A 17,549-nucleotide genomic window follows, 5' to 3' on the forward strand; every position below is an offset into this window, starting at 1 on the left:
GACCGCACGGATATTGACGGATATTGCTTGGAGGAGTATGACTCAGATGGAGCGAATTGCGATTATCGGTGGCACCGGCGATCAGGGATTTGGTTTAGCCTTGCGGTGGGCGCGCGCCGGCTATCCCATTATCATTGGCTCGCGCGACCATGGGCGGGCGCAAGCGGCGGCTCAGCAGGTGACATCCATACTCGGACCGGAAGTCTGCGTCGAAGGCATGATGAACGCTGAAGCTGTGAAAGCGACGTCGTTGATCGTGCTGACTGTGCCGTTTGCCGCGCAGCTTGGGATTCTGAAAAGCATCAAGGAGAGCTTCAAACCCGGTGATGTGCTCATTGATGTGACCGTGCCGTTGGAAGCGGCTGTTGGTGGCCGCGCCACTCGTTTGCTTGGCGTGTGGGCTGGTTCGGCAGCCGAGCAGGCAGCTCAAGCCGTTCCCCAGGGCGTTGATGTCGTTTCGGCCTTCCATCATGTCGCTGCTCAGACGTTGCAGGCATTAGACCGGCCGATTGAGTGCGACGTGATCGTTTGCGGCAACAGCGCGGCGGCCAAGGAGCGGGTCCGCCCACTGGTCGAAGTGATCAAAGAGTGTCGCTATGTGGACGGCGGGCGGCTGGAGAACTCACGCATCGTCGAAGCGATCACGGCCCTGTTGGTGGGCATGAACATTCGCTACAAAACGCATCATGCAGGCATCCGTGTGACAGGCCTCTGATACCAGGCCGAGTGAAGATCGCACATTCCCTGCTCAGTCAGTTCAAGTTCGCCATGCTTTTTGGCTCGATGAACGTGGTCTTGTGATCCGCAGTTGGTATGAGCGTCACGCCGCTGCCTCACGTAATGCTCACGTTGCTCAACACTGCGCTCATTGCCGAACGCTGTGATCGCCCGTATAATGAAGGTCTGATGTAACCAAATTCTTAGGAACCGGGCGTCGAAGCCGCGCGTGCACGCGATGGCGCGGCATGCTGCCATAATCAGGGATGAGTGAAACCAAGATGATGACGCGACGACACATTCTGCTGCTCATGCTCATAGTGGTTGTCGGCTCATGGCCGACTGCGGTTGGTTCCGGCCAACATGGTGATGATCCGGGTCAAACAGAAATCGCCAGCATCAGCGCGCCAGAACTGCTCAATGGGCCAGACGCTCTGGAACCGACGCTGGCCATCGTCGGAGGCTGGCTCATTGATGGAACGGGGCGTATTCCCTATGCGGACGCGGTGGTGCTGATTGCCGGTGACAAAATCGTTGCCGTCGGACCACGCGCGCGCCTGAGCATTCCCCCACAGGTTGAGATCATTGATGCGCGTGGCAAAACGATTTTGCCGGGCATCATTGACGCACACAATCATCTGGAAGGCATCGGACTGGGAGATGATGACCGTGAACTGGTCAATACGCCAGAGAAACTCAAGCAAGCGATCCTGCAAAATGCTCAGTTGGATTTACAGTCAGGCGTGACCACCATCCGCGATATGGGATCGAGTAATCTGGTGCTGCAAATGCGCCAGCAGATTGAAGCGGTTGGTCCACGCTTATTTGCTGCCGGCCAACAACTGATCAAAAAGAGCAGTGATGCGCCAGCGTTAGCCAATTGCGTGGAGTTTGACGGCGTTCGGGAGGCCCGAAGCCGCACGCGCGAGTTGATCGCCAAAGGCGTGGACCTGATCAAAGTTCGGCTGGTAGCCCAGCGTCCGTTGCCAACGCTCGAAGAATTGAAAGCGATCATTAGAACGGCGCGCGAGGCCAACCTGAAAGTGGCTGTTCACACGGATGTGCCGCACGAGCAGGCCGTGCGACTCGCCATTGACGCAGGAGCCGATTCATTGGAGCACAGCGCCGTGCTGCGCGCTAACAATGATCTGCTGCTGCGGCAGATGGCGCGCCAAAACATGATCCTTGTGCCAACCCTGTTCCAACTTCAAGCGCAGCAGCTTGACCCGTTGATGCGCAGCGATGACGAGCTGATCGAGTCGCCGTTGGCGGAACTGTTGCCCGCTGAGTGGTTGTCGGCGCTCAAACAGCGCGCTGCCGTGTGGCGCAAGAATATGGAAGATTGGCGCACAATCAGGCAGTATGACCCGCAGCGGGCATTACGCGACGCATTCAATGCCGTGGTGCGCGCTCACTCCATTGGCGTGAAGATGGCATTGGGTCCTGATACTGGCTCTGATTTGGTGCCACACGGGCGCATCTATCGTGACATTGAGTTTTACATCAGCGCAGGATTGCCGGTCATGGATGTCATTCAAATGTATACCAAGAACGGCGCGGAGGTGTTAGGGAAAGAGAAAATCCTAGGAACCATTGAACCGGGAAAACTGGCTGACATTATCCTGCTCGATAGCGATGCAACCAGCCTGCACAGTGATCCGGCGTTTGATCGTCGCGCGTTTCGTCGCGTCAGCGTCGTCATCAAAAATGGAAAAGTGGTCAAAAATCTCAGCGCCTCCACCACTGAGCTTGGCACACGCTAGGGAGCGGACGCGATGAAACATAAGGTTACGCTCATCCCCGGCGAAGGCATCGGGCCGGAAGTGGCGGCGGCGATGGTCAGGGTGGTCGAAGCCACCGGCGTGCAGATCGAATGGGAGGAATTCATCGCCGGCGTCGAAGCGGCCAATCGGTTCGGCGACCCGCTGCCCAGTCACATTGTTCAATCCATCAAACTCAATCGCGTGGCTATCAAAGGGCCGGTCACAACGCCTGTGGCCGGCGGCTACACCAGCGTGAATGTGCGGCTGCGCAAAGAGCTTGACCTCTATGCCAGCGTTCGTCCCATTCGTAACCTGCCGGGCGTCCAGACGAAGTTTGAAAACGTAGACCTCATCGTCATTCGTGAAAACACCGAGGACCTTTATTCCGGCTTGGAGCACATCGTCGTGCCGGGCGTGGTCGAATCGTTGAAAATCATCACCGAAAAGGCTTCCACGCGCATCGCCCGTTATGCCTTCGAGTTGGCTCGGCGTGAAGGGCGCAAGAAAGTCACCGCTGTTCACAAAGCCAACATCATGAAACTCTCCGACGGCCTCTTCCTCGATTGTTTTCATCGCGTCTCGCGTGAATTTCCTGACATTGACGCCGATGACAAGATCGTTGATAACGCCTGCATGCAACTGGTGATGAATCCCCAACAGTTTGATGTGCTGCTGCTGGAGAATCTTTATGGCGACATCATCTCGGACTTGGCGGCGGGACTGGTTGGCGGTCTTGGCGTGACGCCTGGGGCCAACATCGGCACAGACGTGGCTGTGTTTGAAGCCGTACACGGCACGGCGCCGGATATTGCCGGCAAGAACCTAGCCAATCCCACGGCGCTCATTCTCTCAGCCATTATGATGCTCCAGCACCTGAATGAACGCGAGGCGGCTGACCGCATCCGACAAGCGCTCGAACGGGTGCTCTCGCGCGGCGAGGTCCGCACACGCGATCTCGGCGGTCACGCCACAACCACCGAATACACCAACGCAATCATCAACGAACTGTGATGACAGAGCCGGCCTACACCGCAGAGCACGCGCAGCTCTATCCGTCCGAATACTTGCGAGGCATTGAGCTGTTTAACGCCGGTCACTACTACGAATGCCATGAGGTGCTGGAAGACATCTGGGTAACCGCCTGCGGTCAGGAGAAACTCTTTTATCAAGGACTGATCATGGCAGCCGTCGCCTTGTATGATTACGAAGTTGAACGATTCGGCGCCGCCCGCACCATGCACCGCAAAGCCAAAGAGCGCCTGGCTCAACTGCCTGATCAATTCATGTCGTTGGACGTGAAAGCGTTCATTGAACAACTGGACGCGTTTTTCGCCTTCACCGTCGAAGAAGCCCGCGCTGGTCGGCATCGCCCGCCCCGGCAGCCGAGGATTCAGTTATGCCAGCTTTAGAAAAAAAGCGCCGGCTGGCCAATCACTGGCTCATACCTGCGCTGGGAGTCTGTCTGCTGGTAGGATGGCTGCCGCGCTTGCCTGCTATCTCCCGGACGATGCAAACAACGTTCACCGATGTTACAGCCGAAACTGGCCTGGCCGACAACGGGAACGTCGAAGGCGCTGCCTGGGGTGACTTCGATCATGACGGCGATCTTGACCTGTTCACCTGCCATCACCTGACCGTCCCGCCGGCAGGCGACAGCGTGCTCTATCAAAACAATGGCAATGGCAGATTCAACTTGCTGTTTCGCATGCAGAGCCTGATGGGGCGCGCGGCGCAACGCAATAATTCAACGGGCAAAAACGACGATCATTCGCCGGCGTGGGGCGATTTTGATAACGACGGCGATCTGGACCTCTACATCTCTCGCGGCAACGGTCAGCCGGATAGCCTTCTGCGTAACGATGGGCCACGCGGATTCATTGATGTTGCCGAAACGGCTGGTGTCGCCGATCCGGGCGGGCGTGGTCGAACGGCGACATGGGTAGACGTAGACAATGACGGCTTTCTCGACTTGTTTATCACCAACCATGCAACATCGAATCGGCTTTACCGCAATCGTGGCGACGGTACGTTTGTTGACATGACCGCGCATGCTGGACTCAGCGGGTCACGCTCGGACCGAAAAGCGACTGTGTGGGCTGATTACAATCAAGATGGCTGGATGGATGTATTCATCACCGAAACGCGCGACCCACGTGATAGGAATTTTGATCCGCCGCTCAACCGCCTGTATCGCAATGAGGGTGGTTTCACGTTCACCGATGTCACCGCAGCGGTAAAGCTGCCTCTGACCGGTTATAGTCAGGGCGCCGCCTGGGGCGATTATGACAATGATGGCGATCTTGATCTGTTTGTCGTCAATGAACAATCCCCGCATTCACTCTACGAAAACAATGGCGATGGCACATTCACCGACGTCGCCCTCCGCGCCGGCGTCGCTGAGCAGCGAGCCGCGCGCGCCGCTCTCTGGGGCGATTATGATAACGACGGCGACCTGGATCTCTACCTCAGCTTGTCTTCACACGCTCCACGGCTCTACCGCAACAATGGCGATGGCACATTCACTGATGTTGCAGCGTTGGCCGGGCTGTCAATGGAAAACTCCAGCATACAATGGGGCGCCGCCTGGGGCGATTACAACAATGACGGTTTCCTCGACCTGTTCCTGACCGATCAGCGCATCAGCGGTGGCCGCTACAGTCATCTGCTCTACCGCAACAACGGAAACCAGAACCACTGGCTGACGCTCAAACTGGTTGGCACGCGCAGCAACCGCGATGGCGTCGGCGCGACCGTCACACTGATGGCCGGCGGCCTGACGCAATTCCGCGAACAAAATGGCGGCTCGCACCTACTCTCGCAAAACAGCTCGATCATTCATTTCGGACTTGGTTCAACACACACAGTTGATTGGCTGATCATCCGCTGGCCGAGTGGACTCAGGCAACACCTGAGGGCAGTAGCTGCCGACCAAATACTGACGATCACAGAACCAGCCAATTAGTCCGAACGAGCGCAGGTCTACTCACCTGCTACGTGGCGGTTCGACCTTCAATCACCGAACCGGTCAACTAGAACGATTTTCAGTTTGCGTTTAGCTGGGGCCCCACATCTTGCAGACTAATGCATGCTGGAACCGTGCGTTCCCAGGGTAAACTCATTCGCAAACCGCTCTAAGCTTGTGGAGTTTGGATAGAACGCGGATGCGGCGGCTGCGGCGGATTTTCGCCGATTGATCCGCGTTGATCAGCCCAATCCGTGTCATCCGTGTTCCATGAATGGCATTCACTCAGTGGAGTTGGATAGAACGCGGATGCGGCGGCTGCGGCGGATTTTCGCCGATTGATCCGCGTTGATCAGCCCAATCCGTGTCATCCGTGTTCCATCAGCTTGCGATTTTCAATTGCATTTAGCCTGGTTGCCCCGCATCTTGTTGCGAGCCGATGCACGCTGCAAGCGCGCCCTAGGGTAAACTCATTCACAAATCGCTCATGAGGGAAAGACCACGTTCTTCATATCTTCATCAAGTGCCTCCGACTCAATTCACGCGTGAGCGATTTGTCACTTCAAGGGCACATAAAACGCCCCATCTTCTCGTCTTTGCAGTAGGCATGCCCGATCAATGCTGATGAGAGTTTTGACTTGAGCCATTCTACCTCTCTTTTCCGGCCTCAGTAGTCACACCATCTGTTGTGATCTCCCCAAACTCCTACCTGACACCCATCACAGGCGTTTGCGGTAATGATAAAACGCCGTGACGCCTAACTGACGCACGCCCGGCGTCCTCTCCAGGACTGGCTCGACGAGACGATTGAGCACAAAGAGCTGGTCAGGCACAAACGAGAAGAGAAAAATCCTCACCGTCTCAGCGACGCGCTCGAACCCACGCGCCTGAAGTGCCCGCGCCATCTCGCGTCTGCCGATGAACCGCTCATACGGATCGCCAGGGGTTTTGTACCGCGCGAAGACCCTATCCAGCCCGCGCATCCGAACCCACGCACGTTTGAGCCAACTGTGAAACCCCGCGCGTGTCGGCGTGGAAAGAACAAGATGACCACCGGGCCGCAGCACGCGATGGGCTTCTTGTAAGAACTCAGGCCAGTTTGGCAAATGCTCCACCATCTCAAGCGATGTGACGACATCGAACGAGCTTGCCGGAAACGGAAGCGTGCAGGCCTCAGCTTGAAGGAATCGCGTTGGTGCGTCATTGGCGCTGGCCAGGTGCTCACCGAAGCTGACGAACTCCCACCCAATGTCAATGGCGACGACACGCGCCCGCTTACTAAAATGGTGCTGAAGATAGATCGCCGACTCGCCCGGCCCGCAACCGACATCGAGTACGTCGCGCGCCGTCACGTCCCTCAGTAGCTCCAACACGGTCTCAATTCGCCGACGTCGAATGTGGCGAATCGCCGCGCGGCGAAATCCGAACTCGTCAGTAAAATAGTAGCGGTAGGCGAGATTCTCTTTGACTTCCTCAGGCGGAGGTAACCGTAATTCGGACAGGACGGCGAGCGGGATCGAGCCTCCTGTGCCCTGGGCAGGCTTGCTACCGCTTGCGCTCTTGATCTGGTCTGCCAAGTTGACCTCACTATCAGACGACAGTTTCCATCGCCGCATCCCATAAGACAGGACGTCCCAAGCGATGCGACAGATTGGCCATGTGCACGGCCACCGCGATGAGTTTTTCCACCCGGCTTTCCGTCAGCCACTTGAACCCCGGCTTTTCCCAGGACAACAGTGTACCGAAGTCAACGGTAACGCCAGTCAGCAGCCCTTCCGGCATCTGCGAGTCTTCAATTAGCGACAGGGAAAATGCTAACAACTCTTCCCCCCGGCGCTCCGCGTCTCTGATATTGTTGATCTCCGCATACCGAGTGACTGCTGAAACAAGTAATGGCTCGGCTTCCAACGACCATGCGTATACGTAGAAGTTTTTTCCTACATGGTATCTCGTGAGCCCGGTCACTTCTGTCACGCCGGTGCTCTCATCCTCTCTCGGATCACGCGCACGCACCCTGTCCAAAAAGAAAATCTGTGGCTCGTTCAGTGCGATCTTCGGATAGAGCCCATCAGGCCACGCCTCGCCTTGGTTGCTTGCTGCATGCATTCTATCAAAGCTCGAGGGAGGCACGTCTCTAGCCTCTTCGCCTCTTGCGCATCCTCCACCCTGTGGAAACACCAACGCTTCAACGATGGAGCCGGGCACGACCAACCCTTTTCCTTTCAGCACTGAGGCTATCCGAATCGTCATAATTCGGGAGTGGTCTGTGCGATACATAAGCGGCGAGCTTCTGACTTTAATCCCAGCCGCTTCCCGTGTGGCGACCACCTCACCGATGGCAACAACCGGCACATCAATGACCATAGAGTTCGCCGTGTCATGAACCCACCAGGCCCAATTTCTTAAACGGTACTCTCTCTCTCGGGCTGACAGATTCACGGTGAGTAACAGAATCACGCCAGTACAAAATGCACATCTGAGCTTGATATGACCCATACTGTTGTTCGTAATCATAGGGCACTCTTCTTCTTATTCGGTGCCAGCAGAGGTGATTGTCGCAGACGCTCCCACACCTGTCGGTCCGCCTCAGTCTTCGGTTCTGTAGCTAATATCGCCCTGAACCCATTCCGCACTTCTGCTACATTTAGGTCTTCCAGCAATTCAATGACGTGTAGACGCAGATCAAAACTTTCACGATCGTCCTGAACCATTCTTAGGAACGGCGCTAGCGAAATCGGTCTCCTCTTGTTCTCCTTTATATAGTCAAAAAAGCCGAGCAAAATTTGTGCTCGAACACCGCCGTCACGATCGGGATCGGTCACTATCTCGATTAATTCCCCGACTTCATTGTGCCTCAGCCAATTGATGACACTCTCCTTTTTGCCCGTTTTCGAGTTATGGCGATCAGCGGTGAAGAATAAAGCCGCATCAAACGCCAACGCAAATTGTGTGGATTTATCACGAACTATTCCAAAGCTAAACTTAAGTGCTCTTGATCTCGACGATAAGGGTCCCTGATATGGCTGATCTCAATGCACCGTTTAACAGCTCTTATCTCGGAGCCATCGGCGTTGATGGGTAGGGAAGCAGCATAGCCCCAAAGGCTCCTTTCTCCATAGTGTTCCTTTAATCCTGCCCACTCGACCCAGGTGTCATCATAGTTAATACTAAACAGGAAAAAAATCGTTGCCCTATTAAGGGGGACCTCTGGATACCTCTCCTTGCGCTCAAAGGGAAATCGCGGGAGTTCGCCTGTTTCGCGATATTTTTCGAAAAGTTGCCGGTTAGTTACACCGGGAGGGAGGTTCCCGTAATCAATGATAGATGGAATCACTATGGCCTCCAACTCAGTTCCAGGTGGTACCCAACTCGTGCCCTTCAGCGTTTCTTCAACACGGATGCGTAAGAATCGGATGCCACTGACACGTGAAGTATTCTGAGAATAAATCTGAACCCATTGCGCTGCACAAAAATCAACTGCCTGGCCAATTATGATAACCGGCATCGTGTTGCACAAATACAGCCCAACCCTGTTTGTTTTCCATTGATACCAATCTTGTTGTGCACCAAATTCCGGCGGCGTCAGGATTAGGCTCAGTGCTACAATGACAGACGTTCTTAGGTTCTTTTGTGTCATATCTCGATAGCCTCCTCCTCTCCTCTTAAAATAACCACTTTGATGGTCTGTGGCGAGCGTAAGCTCACGGGCGATTCCTGCAGAATCCCAGCTGCGTAATGATTTTGATCTGGTGTTATTCACGAGACCGCTTCTACTCACTTCTGGGAAATCTCAGGGGAAATATTCTGGTCTACAAGCGGAGACTACATCCCTGCTCTGCTCAGATGGATGGTCTTCAATTGCGTGAAAAATTCTTTGGCTGCCTGTCCCTGCTCACGGGAATAAGAACTGGACTCCTTCATCCCACCGAACGGAGCTTGCGGTTCGACTCCGGCCGTTTCCCCGTTCACCCGAACCAAGCCGGCTTCGACACGCTCGGCAAACTCCAGGGCTGCATTCAGGTCCTTGGTGAACAGGGCTGCGCTCAAGCCGTACCGAACCGAGTTGGCTACAGCCAAAGCTTCCTCAAATGTCTGCACTGAGATGAGGGAAAGTACAGGACCAAAGATCTCCTCTTGAGCGATCTGCATCTCCGGTCGTACATCCACAAAGACGGTCGGCTCAACGTAGTATCCATGCCGATAGCGTTCTCCCTGGGGAATCCGGCCACCTAGCGCCAACTTCGCTCCCTCTTTTTTCCCTAGCTCCACATAGCCCAAGACCTTCTCCCGCTGCGCTTCTGAAATCAACGGCCCTATGTCAGTAGATGGATCTGTCCCTGGGCCAATCACCAACCGCGCGCACCGATCAAGAATGCGCTCGCGGAGTTCGTCGTAAACGGATTCCATCACGATCGCCCGACTGGTGGAGGTACAGCGTTCTCCGGCTCCCCGCATCGCGCCGCTGACAATCAGTTCAGTGGCCTGGGCCAGGTCAGCATCGTCCAGAACAATGGCGGGGTTTTTCCCACCCATTTCGAGTTGATACTTGACGTTCCGGTCCAGAGCAAGCCGGGCAATCATCTTTCCGGTGCTGACCGAGCCCGTGAAGGTAATGGCGTTGATCCCACCGTGCTCAACCAGAGCTTGCCCGGCCACCGATCCCAGGCCCTGAACTAGGTTCAAGACCCCCGCCGGAACGCCCGCCTGGGCCAAGAGCTCTACAATCAACGCCGCCGTCAACGGTGACAATTCTGAGGGTTTAAACACCACTGTGTTTCCATAGATGAGGGCAGGAGCAATCTTCCAGCACGGAATCGCCACCGGGAAATTCCACGGCGTGATGACCGCGACGACTCCCAAGGGAACGCGCGTCGTATACATGAGCGATCGTGCATTCGCCGATGGAATCACTTCACCTATATCCAACAGTCCTGCTCCGGCATAGTAACGCAGGATTAACACTCCGCGCGCGACTTCGGCCCGCGACTCAGCAAGCGCCTTCCCCTCTTCGCGGGTCAGCGCTCTGGCAACCTCCTCCAGGCGTGACTCCAGCAGGTTGGCAGCTCTGCTTAGTATGGCTGCGCGCTCGATCGAGGAAAGCGAACGCCACGCTGGGAAGGCCTGGCGAGCGGTGTTGACAGCTTCGTCCACGTCCTCTCTATCGGAGCTGGGAAACTCGCCGATAAGATCGCCCGTGTCCGCCGGATTGACGTTTTGAAATCGAGATCGAGAGTGGGATGGCTTCCAGGTCCCACCGATGAAGTTCTCCTTTAAATATTCGCGTTCCATCGAATCCCTCCACCAAACATTGCTCGGAATGCCTTTAGAGTAGCGGAAAAAGATGGTCTACGGCTGGGAGTGCAGGCCCTTAACCAGTCTATGTCGGTACCAAACTGGCCTTTGTCAGCAATCACTCCCAGGGACGCTAAACACATACGCTACATGTTTCATCCCTCTATCTTCATCCCGGCTGTCAACCCCCCATCAATGACAAAAATGGCACCCGTGACGAAATCAGACTCGGGCGAAGCGAGATAAAGAGCGCAGTAGGCGACATCGTCGGGGCGACCAAGCCGTTTCAGTGGCAATGCCTGTTGGAGCCGCTCCCGCAACTTTGGCCGCTCTTCAAAGGCCGTCCTGGTTGTTTCCGTCTCGATTGTCCCCGGACAGATCACATTGGCGCGAATCCCCTGACCACCGTATTGCACAGCCATTAACCGCGTCAATGCGATAACGCCACCTTTAGCAGCCGTGTAAGCTGCCAGATGCACGCCAAAGAGGGCGTTGACCGAAGCGATATTCACGATTGATCCCCATCCACCTGCCGCCATAGGAGGAATGGCGTATTTCGAGCAAAGATAGACGCTGCGAAGACAGGCATCGAGCGTGTCGTCCCAAATCGCCTCACTAACCTCCAGGAGAACACCATCTCCTGCCCAGCGCGCTGCATTATTGACTAAAATATCCAGTCTTCCGTACCGGGAAACAGTGGTCCGAACAAGAGCTTCGACCTCATCAGCCTGGCTCACATCACAGCGGACGAACGATGCCTCGCCGCCTGCTGATCTAATACGGGTAGCGACTTCCTCTCCCAACTCAGCACGAATATCGCAGAGGGCAACCCTCGCTCCTTCTCCAGCAAAAAGTTCGGCGATGGCGCGACCAATGCCAGCGGCGGCTCCGGTCACAATCGCGACTTTATCCTTCAGTCTCATGTTGGGCATCTCCGTCTCTTTCAGAGCACCGATGGCGGAGGCACTTTTAGCCCTCAATTCCGAGAATCGTCAATGCATCACGTTGAACGATCCCTTGCAGGGCTTCCTCCGGCACTCTCGGTAAACTAGTCCCTTCGACAAGACGATTTATCGAAAGCAATCCATCAATTGTCTCCTGTGGCGTGGCAAAAGGAAAATCGGATCCAAACAGCAGTTTGTCGAGGACACAATATTCGTTAGCCAAAACGAGCGCATTGTAAAACTGCCAAGGGCGATAGCAGAGCGCTGAGATGTCGGCGAAGATGTTCGGCTGCTTCCGGATGAGCACCGTCGTTTCCTCGATCCATGGATGTCCCAAATGAGCGATGACGATCTTCAAATCTGGATACTCAAGGGCTACATCTTCGAGCAGCACGGGAGAGGCAATCTTTAAGGGGGCGACGCGCAAGAAGGTTGTCCCTTGATGAATCATGAGGGGCAGGTGCTTCCTCTGGCAGTATTCGTAGATTGGCTGCATCCGCTTATCCATCGGGTGGACGTTCTGATAAATCGGCCCCAGCTTCACCCCACGCAGGTTCAGCTCTTCCACGCTGTGTTGTAGGATATCAAGATACCCTGGTTCGCTGGGGTCAACTGAAGCAAAGCCAATAAGCTTTTCTGGATGTTCCCGCACATAGGCCGCAACGAACTCGTTTGGAACTAGGATGCCCGAATGTTTGGCCCTCAAGCCAAAGACGATAGCTTTATCCACAGGTCCCATCGCGGTCCAGTGATCTTCGGGCCTGATGTCAAAATTCACGGGCGAGGTTTTCGCCCTCGAAGAATCGGCTATGAACTCATCCGACAGGTGCTCACGTAACCACACGTGGCTGTGGCAATCAACAATCATGGTGCGCCTCCTCTAAGAGTAACCATTCTCATCCTTGGTGGCGTGCGCGGAGCACATAGGCGATTCCCAAGGAAATAAGCGACAGATGAACTGATCATCTGAATGGCTCATCAGTGAATCAGTTGATCTGCCCAGACTCCCCATCGTTCATCATGGTCGCAAGCATAAACTCCGCATTATTCGCCACAGATTCTTTCTAAAAGGTCCACGCGTTCAATAAAATACCTCAACCTTCAACCGATCTCCAGTACCTGGTAGAAAGACCTCATCCTGACTGAATTTTGTCCACTCTCGTCCATTGACCTCCACGCGCCGGATCGCTGTGCGGCCAGGATGTGGAAGGCGAATGACGATCTCGGCTGCCGCAGATCTTTGCGGGGGGATGACCTCGACAGCGATATGATCTCGTTCGACCTGCGAATGGATCGAAAAGCTTACACTACCAAAATAGGTAGGGGCATCCCTCACCTCAATGCGCTTGCCCTCATCAAGCCATCGCCGCGGGATCAACGGAGCCAGTATCAACCGGCCCGTTGGCTTTTGGTCCTGATCTCTCTCTTCGGAGATAAGCATCTTACGAAGCAGTTGCAGCACTATCCCTGCTCCCGCCGAAAGAGGCTCAGAAGCAGTGGTAGCTGCATCGGCATGCAAATAGGAACCGCCGTATATCCCCCAGCGCCATTGCTTATCCAGATAGGTGTTCTCTAGAAACAGATTACTCACCCTCAGGGGGAAGACCCCGGCAACCTCCGGCGAGGAGAAAGTGTCTCTGGACATCCCATGGGCCAGCATCCCATAAAACGCCGCCAGAAATTTCTCTCGCTGCTGCGCTTCCAGCAATGTCAAAGCGTAGCCAAATCCATAGATGTGATCTAGGCCGCGATAAAACCGCGCCAGCCCGTTCATCACTCCGCCTCTCTGTTCTAAATAGTCGGTGATCCACCGTGCCCTTTCTTCCCCGCTTGGGAAAATCCCGGTCTCCAAAAAGAGCGGAGCGAATAAGCTCCAATAATTCCCCAAGTCGTCTTCGAGCAAAAACGGATAGGATGTCTCGCGCGCTTTATAGCCTGGCTTGTTCGCATCACCAATTTCTAAAGCCATCGGGAGAAATGGCGGGTGAATACTGCGATCCAGAATCCGATCGCACACAGCCAAGATTGTTGCCCGATACTCGGCAGCATCATCCAAATATTTTTTTGCTAGCTCTTCCATCCCGACTTCTTGGAACACCAATCCCGTCTCCTGAAGACCGCGCCAACACGTGGCGTTTGAGTAAATGCTATAAGCTGGTGTCCTGATATCACCGCCATAGGCATGCTTTGGCAAAAGCCCGGTAGTAAGCTCATTCCGCCCTTCGTTCTCGCGCCTCGCCCTCATCGTCCATTCGGCACTCTCCTTCAATTGGGGCGTGATCTTCCACAACCACTGTCGGTCACCGGAGAAACGAAACACCTCAAGAGCATACCAGGGAGCAAGCCCGTTTCGATATTGGTGGTGATAGTTCGACTTGTCCATGAGGTCGGCGCTCAGCATGATCTCCGCATAACGCTTGCTCTCCTCTTGGAAGCCGTACTGCGCCAGTGCTACCAGTGGCCAGCCTTCTTCGATGCCGAAATAATCCTCATACCAATAAGCACCATACTTGAGCTTCTCACCATCAAGAAGGATGATGAGGGCTTGGGCTAGCAGGTTCTTGTAGAGCTGGTTCAACCTGCCTTCCGGTAGGTGCAGCTTCATCCCCTTAGCCAGCTCACTCTCCCAGTAAGCGGTGAACTTGGCGAACGACCGATCGAAATTCATACCTATAAGCTTTCGGGAATCACGCTCAGGGGCTGTCACAGAAGGCAGAAAGAGGTGGAACTTAATCCTACCCTTCGCGGCAACTTGTAGCGGGAAGGAAAGCACATTCTCCCACCGAGTGCCCTTCCACTGTCCGGACCGATCAGTATAGAGCACAATGTGCCCCTGTGCATTGCGCACCGTGTTGGTCGCTGGATCAAAGGAGTAGCCTGTCTCCATCGGATCGAAATTAAGAGGATGGGCTGGGACGTCGCCGTGACGCCTGGTCCCATTTCTGGCGCTCATCCGCCGTCCAAGGATCACCGAGACTTCGCTCATGACTTGTCGCCGATGATCATTGATAACTTCTATCTGCACCATAGTCCCATAGGCATCGTCATCTGGGATGGTGACGAACGCCCGCGCAATAAATTGCAGCCCTCCCTTCCGGTAACTGGTGATGACGCCGGGAAGATACCCATTCACATATTCCTTATGGATGGCCGCTGGTCTGCTGCCAAAGAGTTCTCCATCGGGGCCGCAGGCTAATGCGAACCATCGGTCAATGAGGAGGTCTACACCTTGACCCGATCCAATCCCCCTCGCTGAAGTCCCATGAATCCAGCCGGCTTTGTCTTGATTCTCTACCATCACTAGCGTTCCGTTCCACAACACTATAGTCTCTACTTCATCGCCCTTTCTGCCTATAGCCGTCTTATGAAAGTTCAGCGGAAGTAACAAGCTGGCCGTCGTCTCGAAGCTCGGCTCATCTTCTTCCCCGAGCAATCGCTTGAACAGTTCATCTTCAGGTGATCCATACACCCGTTGAAAGTATGTCTTGGCTTCGTCGTCGAGGTAAACCTCTACCCCATGGGCGTTCCCAACACGCACCCTCACACCTGTTGTGGACAAGGGAGTAAATTTGTAGGCAAGTTTACGGCCGAGGCGCTCAACACTGAACTTCTTGATCGGTCTCCACGCCTGACCGTCCCACCATTCAGGTGGAGTCCAACGGCTGAGTTCCTCTTGAACTGAGAGCGACGGGGCGACGGGAGTTGATGAGTGTCGGTCAATCACGATCCTGTTGAGCATCACTGAATGTGGCCAGTTGAGTATGACGTTGTCCCTTGTAGAAACCTCAGCACGAAACCGCGTGGAAGCTAAATTCACCGTCGGTTCCTCAGCCGTGCTCTCCGGGTGAACCTGTCGGCCAATTTTGACGATGGCCTGACTGGAACTTTGACTGGCCAGCGGGGGCGATTTCGATGCTTCATGCCAGGCTTCAAGCTCCCTCACAATGCACCACCGTTCCCAGTTCCCGGTTGACTCCACGGCTTTCACTAACACCCTTAGCTTCGAAGTCACGACGACGGGGAAACGATAGCTCCAGACAACATACCCGCTTTGTTGGTAATGGGCAAACGCCCGCTCGAAAGAGTAATCAACCGTAATATGACTGTGAAGAGGCAGCCAATTCTTGCCATCCCAATATTGAAGTTGCTGACCATCATCGGTTGGTTGATACCTCCTCCCATGAAGCGAGGCATACATCACGCGAGCCCGATTTACCTGAACAGGAGAGTCCCACTCGAGCCCGAAGTCCACCGGTGAACCGAAACTGGGTTGACCAATGACAGCGAATGATTTCTGGTCACCATTGGCCAAAGCCGGTGGAAGGTCTCGTGTTGCTGGCATCCAACTTCTGGGCCGGGGAGTAGTGGGTTGCTGGTAATGGCTCTTTGAGTGAACGGCTGAAAGCCGATAACCAGTGATCTCCGCGCTGGCCCCAAGACTGATGGCGAAGCCCAGAAGTCCGACCAAACAGAGCCAAGCTCTCCTGATTGCGTTGAGCACTATTGACCTCCTTGGTTTCTCACGCGATGAATAAACTCAGCCAGGACCCGAAGCACATCCGGTCGATCATCGAGAAACTTGTGACGAAGCGGCTTGGTCAGCGGATAAGTCCTGGACTTCCCTGGTCGAAGCTGCTGCCATTCCTCCAGCGTGACACGCCAGTCTCCAATGCGATAACCGTAGTAATCAATATGACGAATTCCTAGTTTCATAGCTTCCTCTGTCACGCGTATGATCTCTTGGCCCGTTGGGCGCGTAAGGGGCTCGCGCTTAGCCACATCCACATCAGAAGCCCAAAACGTGTAAACGATCTTCTTGTGTGGGCCAACCTGACGGCGGGTCTCGCTGAGTAGGTTTTCTGTCACCGCCAGCGCTTGCTCTAAGGCCTGGGGTTTATCCCAGGCAAAAGCGGGATAGACGCCAACGGCATCGAAAGGTTGAACAACGCGCCCGAAATGAACGCCGACGACATCGCGCAGACTAATTGGTCGAGTGGCATCCGAAGACGGCCAACTGAATGTTCCGAGCGCCCGCTGTTCATCCTCAATGTAGACCTCATGAGCTGGATCCGGATCAACTTCTCGTATGAACCGCATGGTCTCGCTGGCCCATTCAGTCAACCATTGCGTCCGGGCTTCAACCCAGTCATCCCAGATGCGCTCATTGAGGATTTTCCTGGGAGGCTCAATCTCATTCCACTTGCGGTAATCTTCGGGATGTCCGTCGGAACGCGTATGGCCCCAAGCTCGATTAAGGTTGTGCAAGCTCCCGTACTTTTGCTTGAGCCACCGTCTGAACTCCGCTTTGTCGTAGTCAGAGTAGCTGACAAAGTCGCCGGCCACGGCTTCTCCGCTCCTGATTGGACCAACCTCAGACACCGGACCTATCCCAAATGAATCGTCAAAGACATAGCCGCCCAATCCCTTCATGTCCTTATAGGTACGGGTAATCTGGTGAAGGTAACCCCGCCACTGGGTGCGCCGCCACTGGCGATGGAAGAGGTTCAATGAGAATCGGAGGTTGCCCCGATTATCCACCTGCCGGTGCTCTCTCTTGGCTTCTAGGACAAGCGTGTTGTGGCTGGGATGCCAGATGACCAGATAAGCTTTAAGCCCATACTTTTCGCAAAGCGCCAGGGCATACCGGCTTTCTGCTTGGCGGTACCGGAAGGCAGATAGGTCGAGTCCCCAGCAAAGGACCACGTGGGAAAATCCACTCTCGGCAATGGTGCGAAAATCTTTGTCCCATTCAGCTTGGGGCGCTGAATTAAGCCAGTACCAGGTGCTGAACCACATTGCTTGGGCTTGCTTTGGTTCTGGTTGCCGGTGACCATCCCTGGCAACACGGCTTTGATTTGGTAATGATGCAAG

At 54.9% G+C, this 17,549-nt stretch carries 14 protein-coding genes; 5 read left to right on the top strand and 9 right to left on the bottom strand.

The window, feature by feature from the left end; all coding sequences use genetic code 11:
• The first annotated feature begins 46 nt into the window (after positions 1-46).
• From npdG to NZ823_16930, 5 genes are all read left to right on the top strand, one after another.
• Complete coding sequence (gene npdG, locus NZ823_16910) at positions 47-715, top strand: NADPH-dependent F420 reductase (protein MCS6806808.1); 669 nt, start codon at positions 47-49, stop codon at positions 713-715.
• A gap of 283 nt (positions 716-998) precedes the next feature.
• On the top strand, positions 999-2,480 hold the full coding sequence (locus tag NZ823_16915) for an amidohydrolase family protein (GenBank protein ID MCS6806809.1): 1,482 nt from the start codon (positions 999-1,001) through the stop codon (positions 2,478-2,480).
• Positions 2,481-2,492: 12 nt separating this feature from the next.
• A complete protein-coding gene (locus NZ823_16920) occupies positions 2,493-3,491 on the top strand; it encodes an isocitrate dehydrogenase (NAD(+)) (protein ID MCS6806810.1) in 999 nt (332 codons plus the stop codon).
• Positions 3,491-3,889 carry a DUF309 domain-containing protein gene (locus tag NZ823_16925; protein MCS6806811.1) on the top strand — a complete coding sequence of 133 codons (399 nt, stop codon included), beginning with the start codon at positions 3,491-3,493 and terminating at the stop codon, positions 3,887-3,889. The genes NZ823_16920 and NZ823_16925 overlap by 1 nt, the downstream gene beginning before the upstream one ends.
• Positions 3,877-5,442, top strand: coding sequence for a CRTAC1 family protein (locus NZ823_16930; GenBank protein MCS6806812.1), 1,566 nt, complete (start codon positions 3,877-3,879; stop codon positions 5,440-5,442). Before NZ823_16925 ends, NZ823_16930 begins: the two co-directional genes overlap by 13 nt.
• A 719-nt stretch (positions 5,443-6,161) precedes the next feature.
• Here NZ823_16930 and NZ823_16935 read toward each other — a convergent pair.
• The 9 genes from NZ823_16935 to NZ823_16975 form a co-directional block, all read right to left on the bottom strand.
• The gene (locus NZ823_16935; GenBank protein ID MCS6806813.1) at positions 6,162-7,019 is read right to left on the bottom strand and encodes a class I SAM-dependent methyltransferase; all 858 of its coding nucleotides are present in this window, start codon (positions 7,017-7,019) and stop codon (positions 6,162-6,164) included.
• 13 nt (positions 7,020-7,032) lie between these two features.
• Entirely contained in the window at positions 7,033-7,806 is a 774-nt protein-coding gene (locus NZ823_16940; GenBank protein ID MCS6806814.1) for a hypothetical protein, read from the bottom strand.
• 146 nt (positions 7,807-7,952) lie between these two features.
• Entirely contained in the window at positions 7,953-8,381 is a 429-nt protein-coding gene (locus tag NZ823_16945; GenBank protein MCS6806815.1) for a hypothetical protein, read from the bottom strand.
• A gap of 26 nt (positions 8,382-8,407) precedes the next feature.
• The gene (locus tag NZ823_16950; protein MCS6806816.1) at positions 8,408-9,079 is read right to left on the bottom strand and encodes a hypothetical protein; all 672 of its coding nucleotides are present in this window, start codon (positions 9,077-9,079) and stop codon (positions 8,408-8,410) included.
• Between the two features lie 185 nt (positions 9,080-9,264).
• Positions 9,265-10,731 (bottom strand): aldehyde dehydrogenase family protein, encoded by a 1,467-nt coding sequence (locus tag NZ823_16955; GenBank protein ID MCS6806817.1) that lies wholly within the window; start codon positions 10,729-10,731, stop codon positions 9,265-9,267.
• Positions 10,732-10,889: 158 nt separating this feature from the next.
• Positions 10,890-11,657 (bottom strand): SDR family oxidoreductase, encoded by a 768-nt coding sequence (locus tag NZ823_16960; GenBank protein ID MCS6806818.1) that lies wholly within the window; start codon positions 11,655-11,657, stop codon positions 10,890-10,892.
• A 46-nt stretch (positions 11,658-11,703) separates the two neighbouring features.
• Positions 11,704-12,546, bottom strand: coding sequence for an amidohydrolase family protein (locus NZ823_16965; GenBank protein ID MCS6806819.1), 843 nt, complete (start codon positions 12,544-12,546; stop codon positions 11,704-11,706).
• Between the two features lie 213 nt (positions 12,547-12,759).
• A complete protein-coding gene (locus tag NZ823_16970; GenBank protein MCS6806820.1) occupies positions 12,760-15,495 on the bottom strand; it encodes a hypothetical protein in 2,736 nt (911 codons plus the stop codon).
• 683 nt (positions 15,496-16,178) lie between these two features.
• On the bottom strand, positions 16,179-17,474 hold the full coding sequence (locus NZ823_16975) for a beta-galactosidase (protein ID MCS6806821.1): 1,296 nt from the start codon (positions 17,472-17,474) through the stop codon (positions 16,179-16,181).
• Positions 17,475-17,549 lie beyond the last annotated feature (75 nt).

It is taken from the genome of Blastocatellia bacterium (assembly GCA_025054955.1).
Classification (GTDB): domain Bacteria; phylum Acidobacteriota; class Blastocatellia; order HR10; family J050; genus JANWZE01.

What these genes read in the sequence shown, in the direction of transcription:
- npdG (MCS6806808.1), top strand. Translation starts at nt 47, where the DNA reads ATGGAGCGAATTGCGATTATCGGTGGCACCGGCGATCAGGGATTTGGT.
- NZ823_16915 (MCS6806809.1), top strand. Translation starts at nt 999, where the DNA reads ATGATGACGCGACGACACATTCTGCTGCTCATGCTCATAGTGGTTGTC.
- NZ823_16920 (MCS6806810.1), top strand. Translation starts at nt 2,493, where the DNA reads ATGAAACATAAGGTTACGCTCATCCCCGGCGAAGGCATCGGGCCGGAA.
- NZ823_16925 (MCS6806811.1), top strand. Translation starts at nt 3,491, where the DNA reads ATGACAGAGCCGGCCTACACCGCAGAGCACGCGCAGCTCTATCCGTCC.
- NZ823_16930 (MCS6806812.1), top strand. Translation starts at nt 3,877, where the DNA reads ATGCCAGCTTTAGAAAAAAAGCGCCGGCTGGCCAATCACTGGCTCATA.
- NZ823_16940 (MCS6806814.1), bottom strand. Translation starts at nt 7,806, where the DNA reads ATGGTCATTGATGTGCCGGTTGTTGCCATCGGTGAGGTGGTCGCCACA.
- NZ823_16950 (MCS6806816.1), bottom strand. Translation starts at nt 9,079, where the DNA reads ATGACACAAAAGAACCTAAGAACGTCTGTCATTGTAGCACTGAGCCTA.
- NZ823_16955 (MCS6806817.1), bottom strand. Translation starts at nt 10,731, where the DNA reads ATGGAACGCGAATATTTAAAGGAGAACTTCATCGGTGGGACCTGGAAG.
- NZ823_16960 (MCS6806818.1), bottom strand. Translation starts at nt 11,657, where the DNA reads ATGAGACTGAAGGATAAAGTCGCGATTGTGACCGGAGCCGCCGCTGGC.
- NZ823_16965 (MCS6806819.1), bottom strand. Translation starts at nt 12,546, where the DNA reads ATGATTGTTGATTGCCACAGCCACGTGTGGTTACGTGAGCACCTGTCG.
- NZ823_16975 (MCS6806821.1), bottom strand. Translation starts at nt 17,474, where the DNA reads ATGTGGTTCAGCACCTGGTACTGGCTTAATTCAGCGCCCCAAGCTGAA.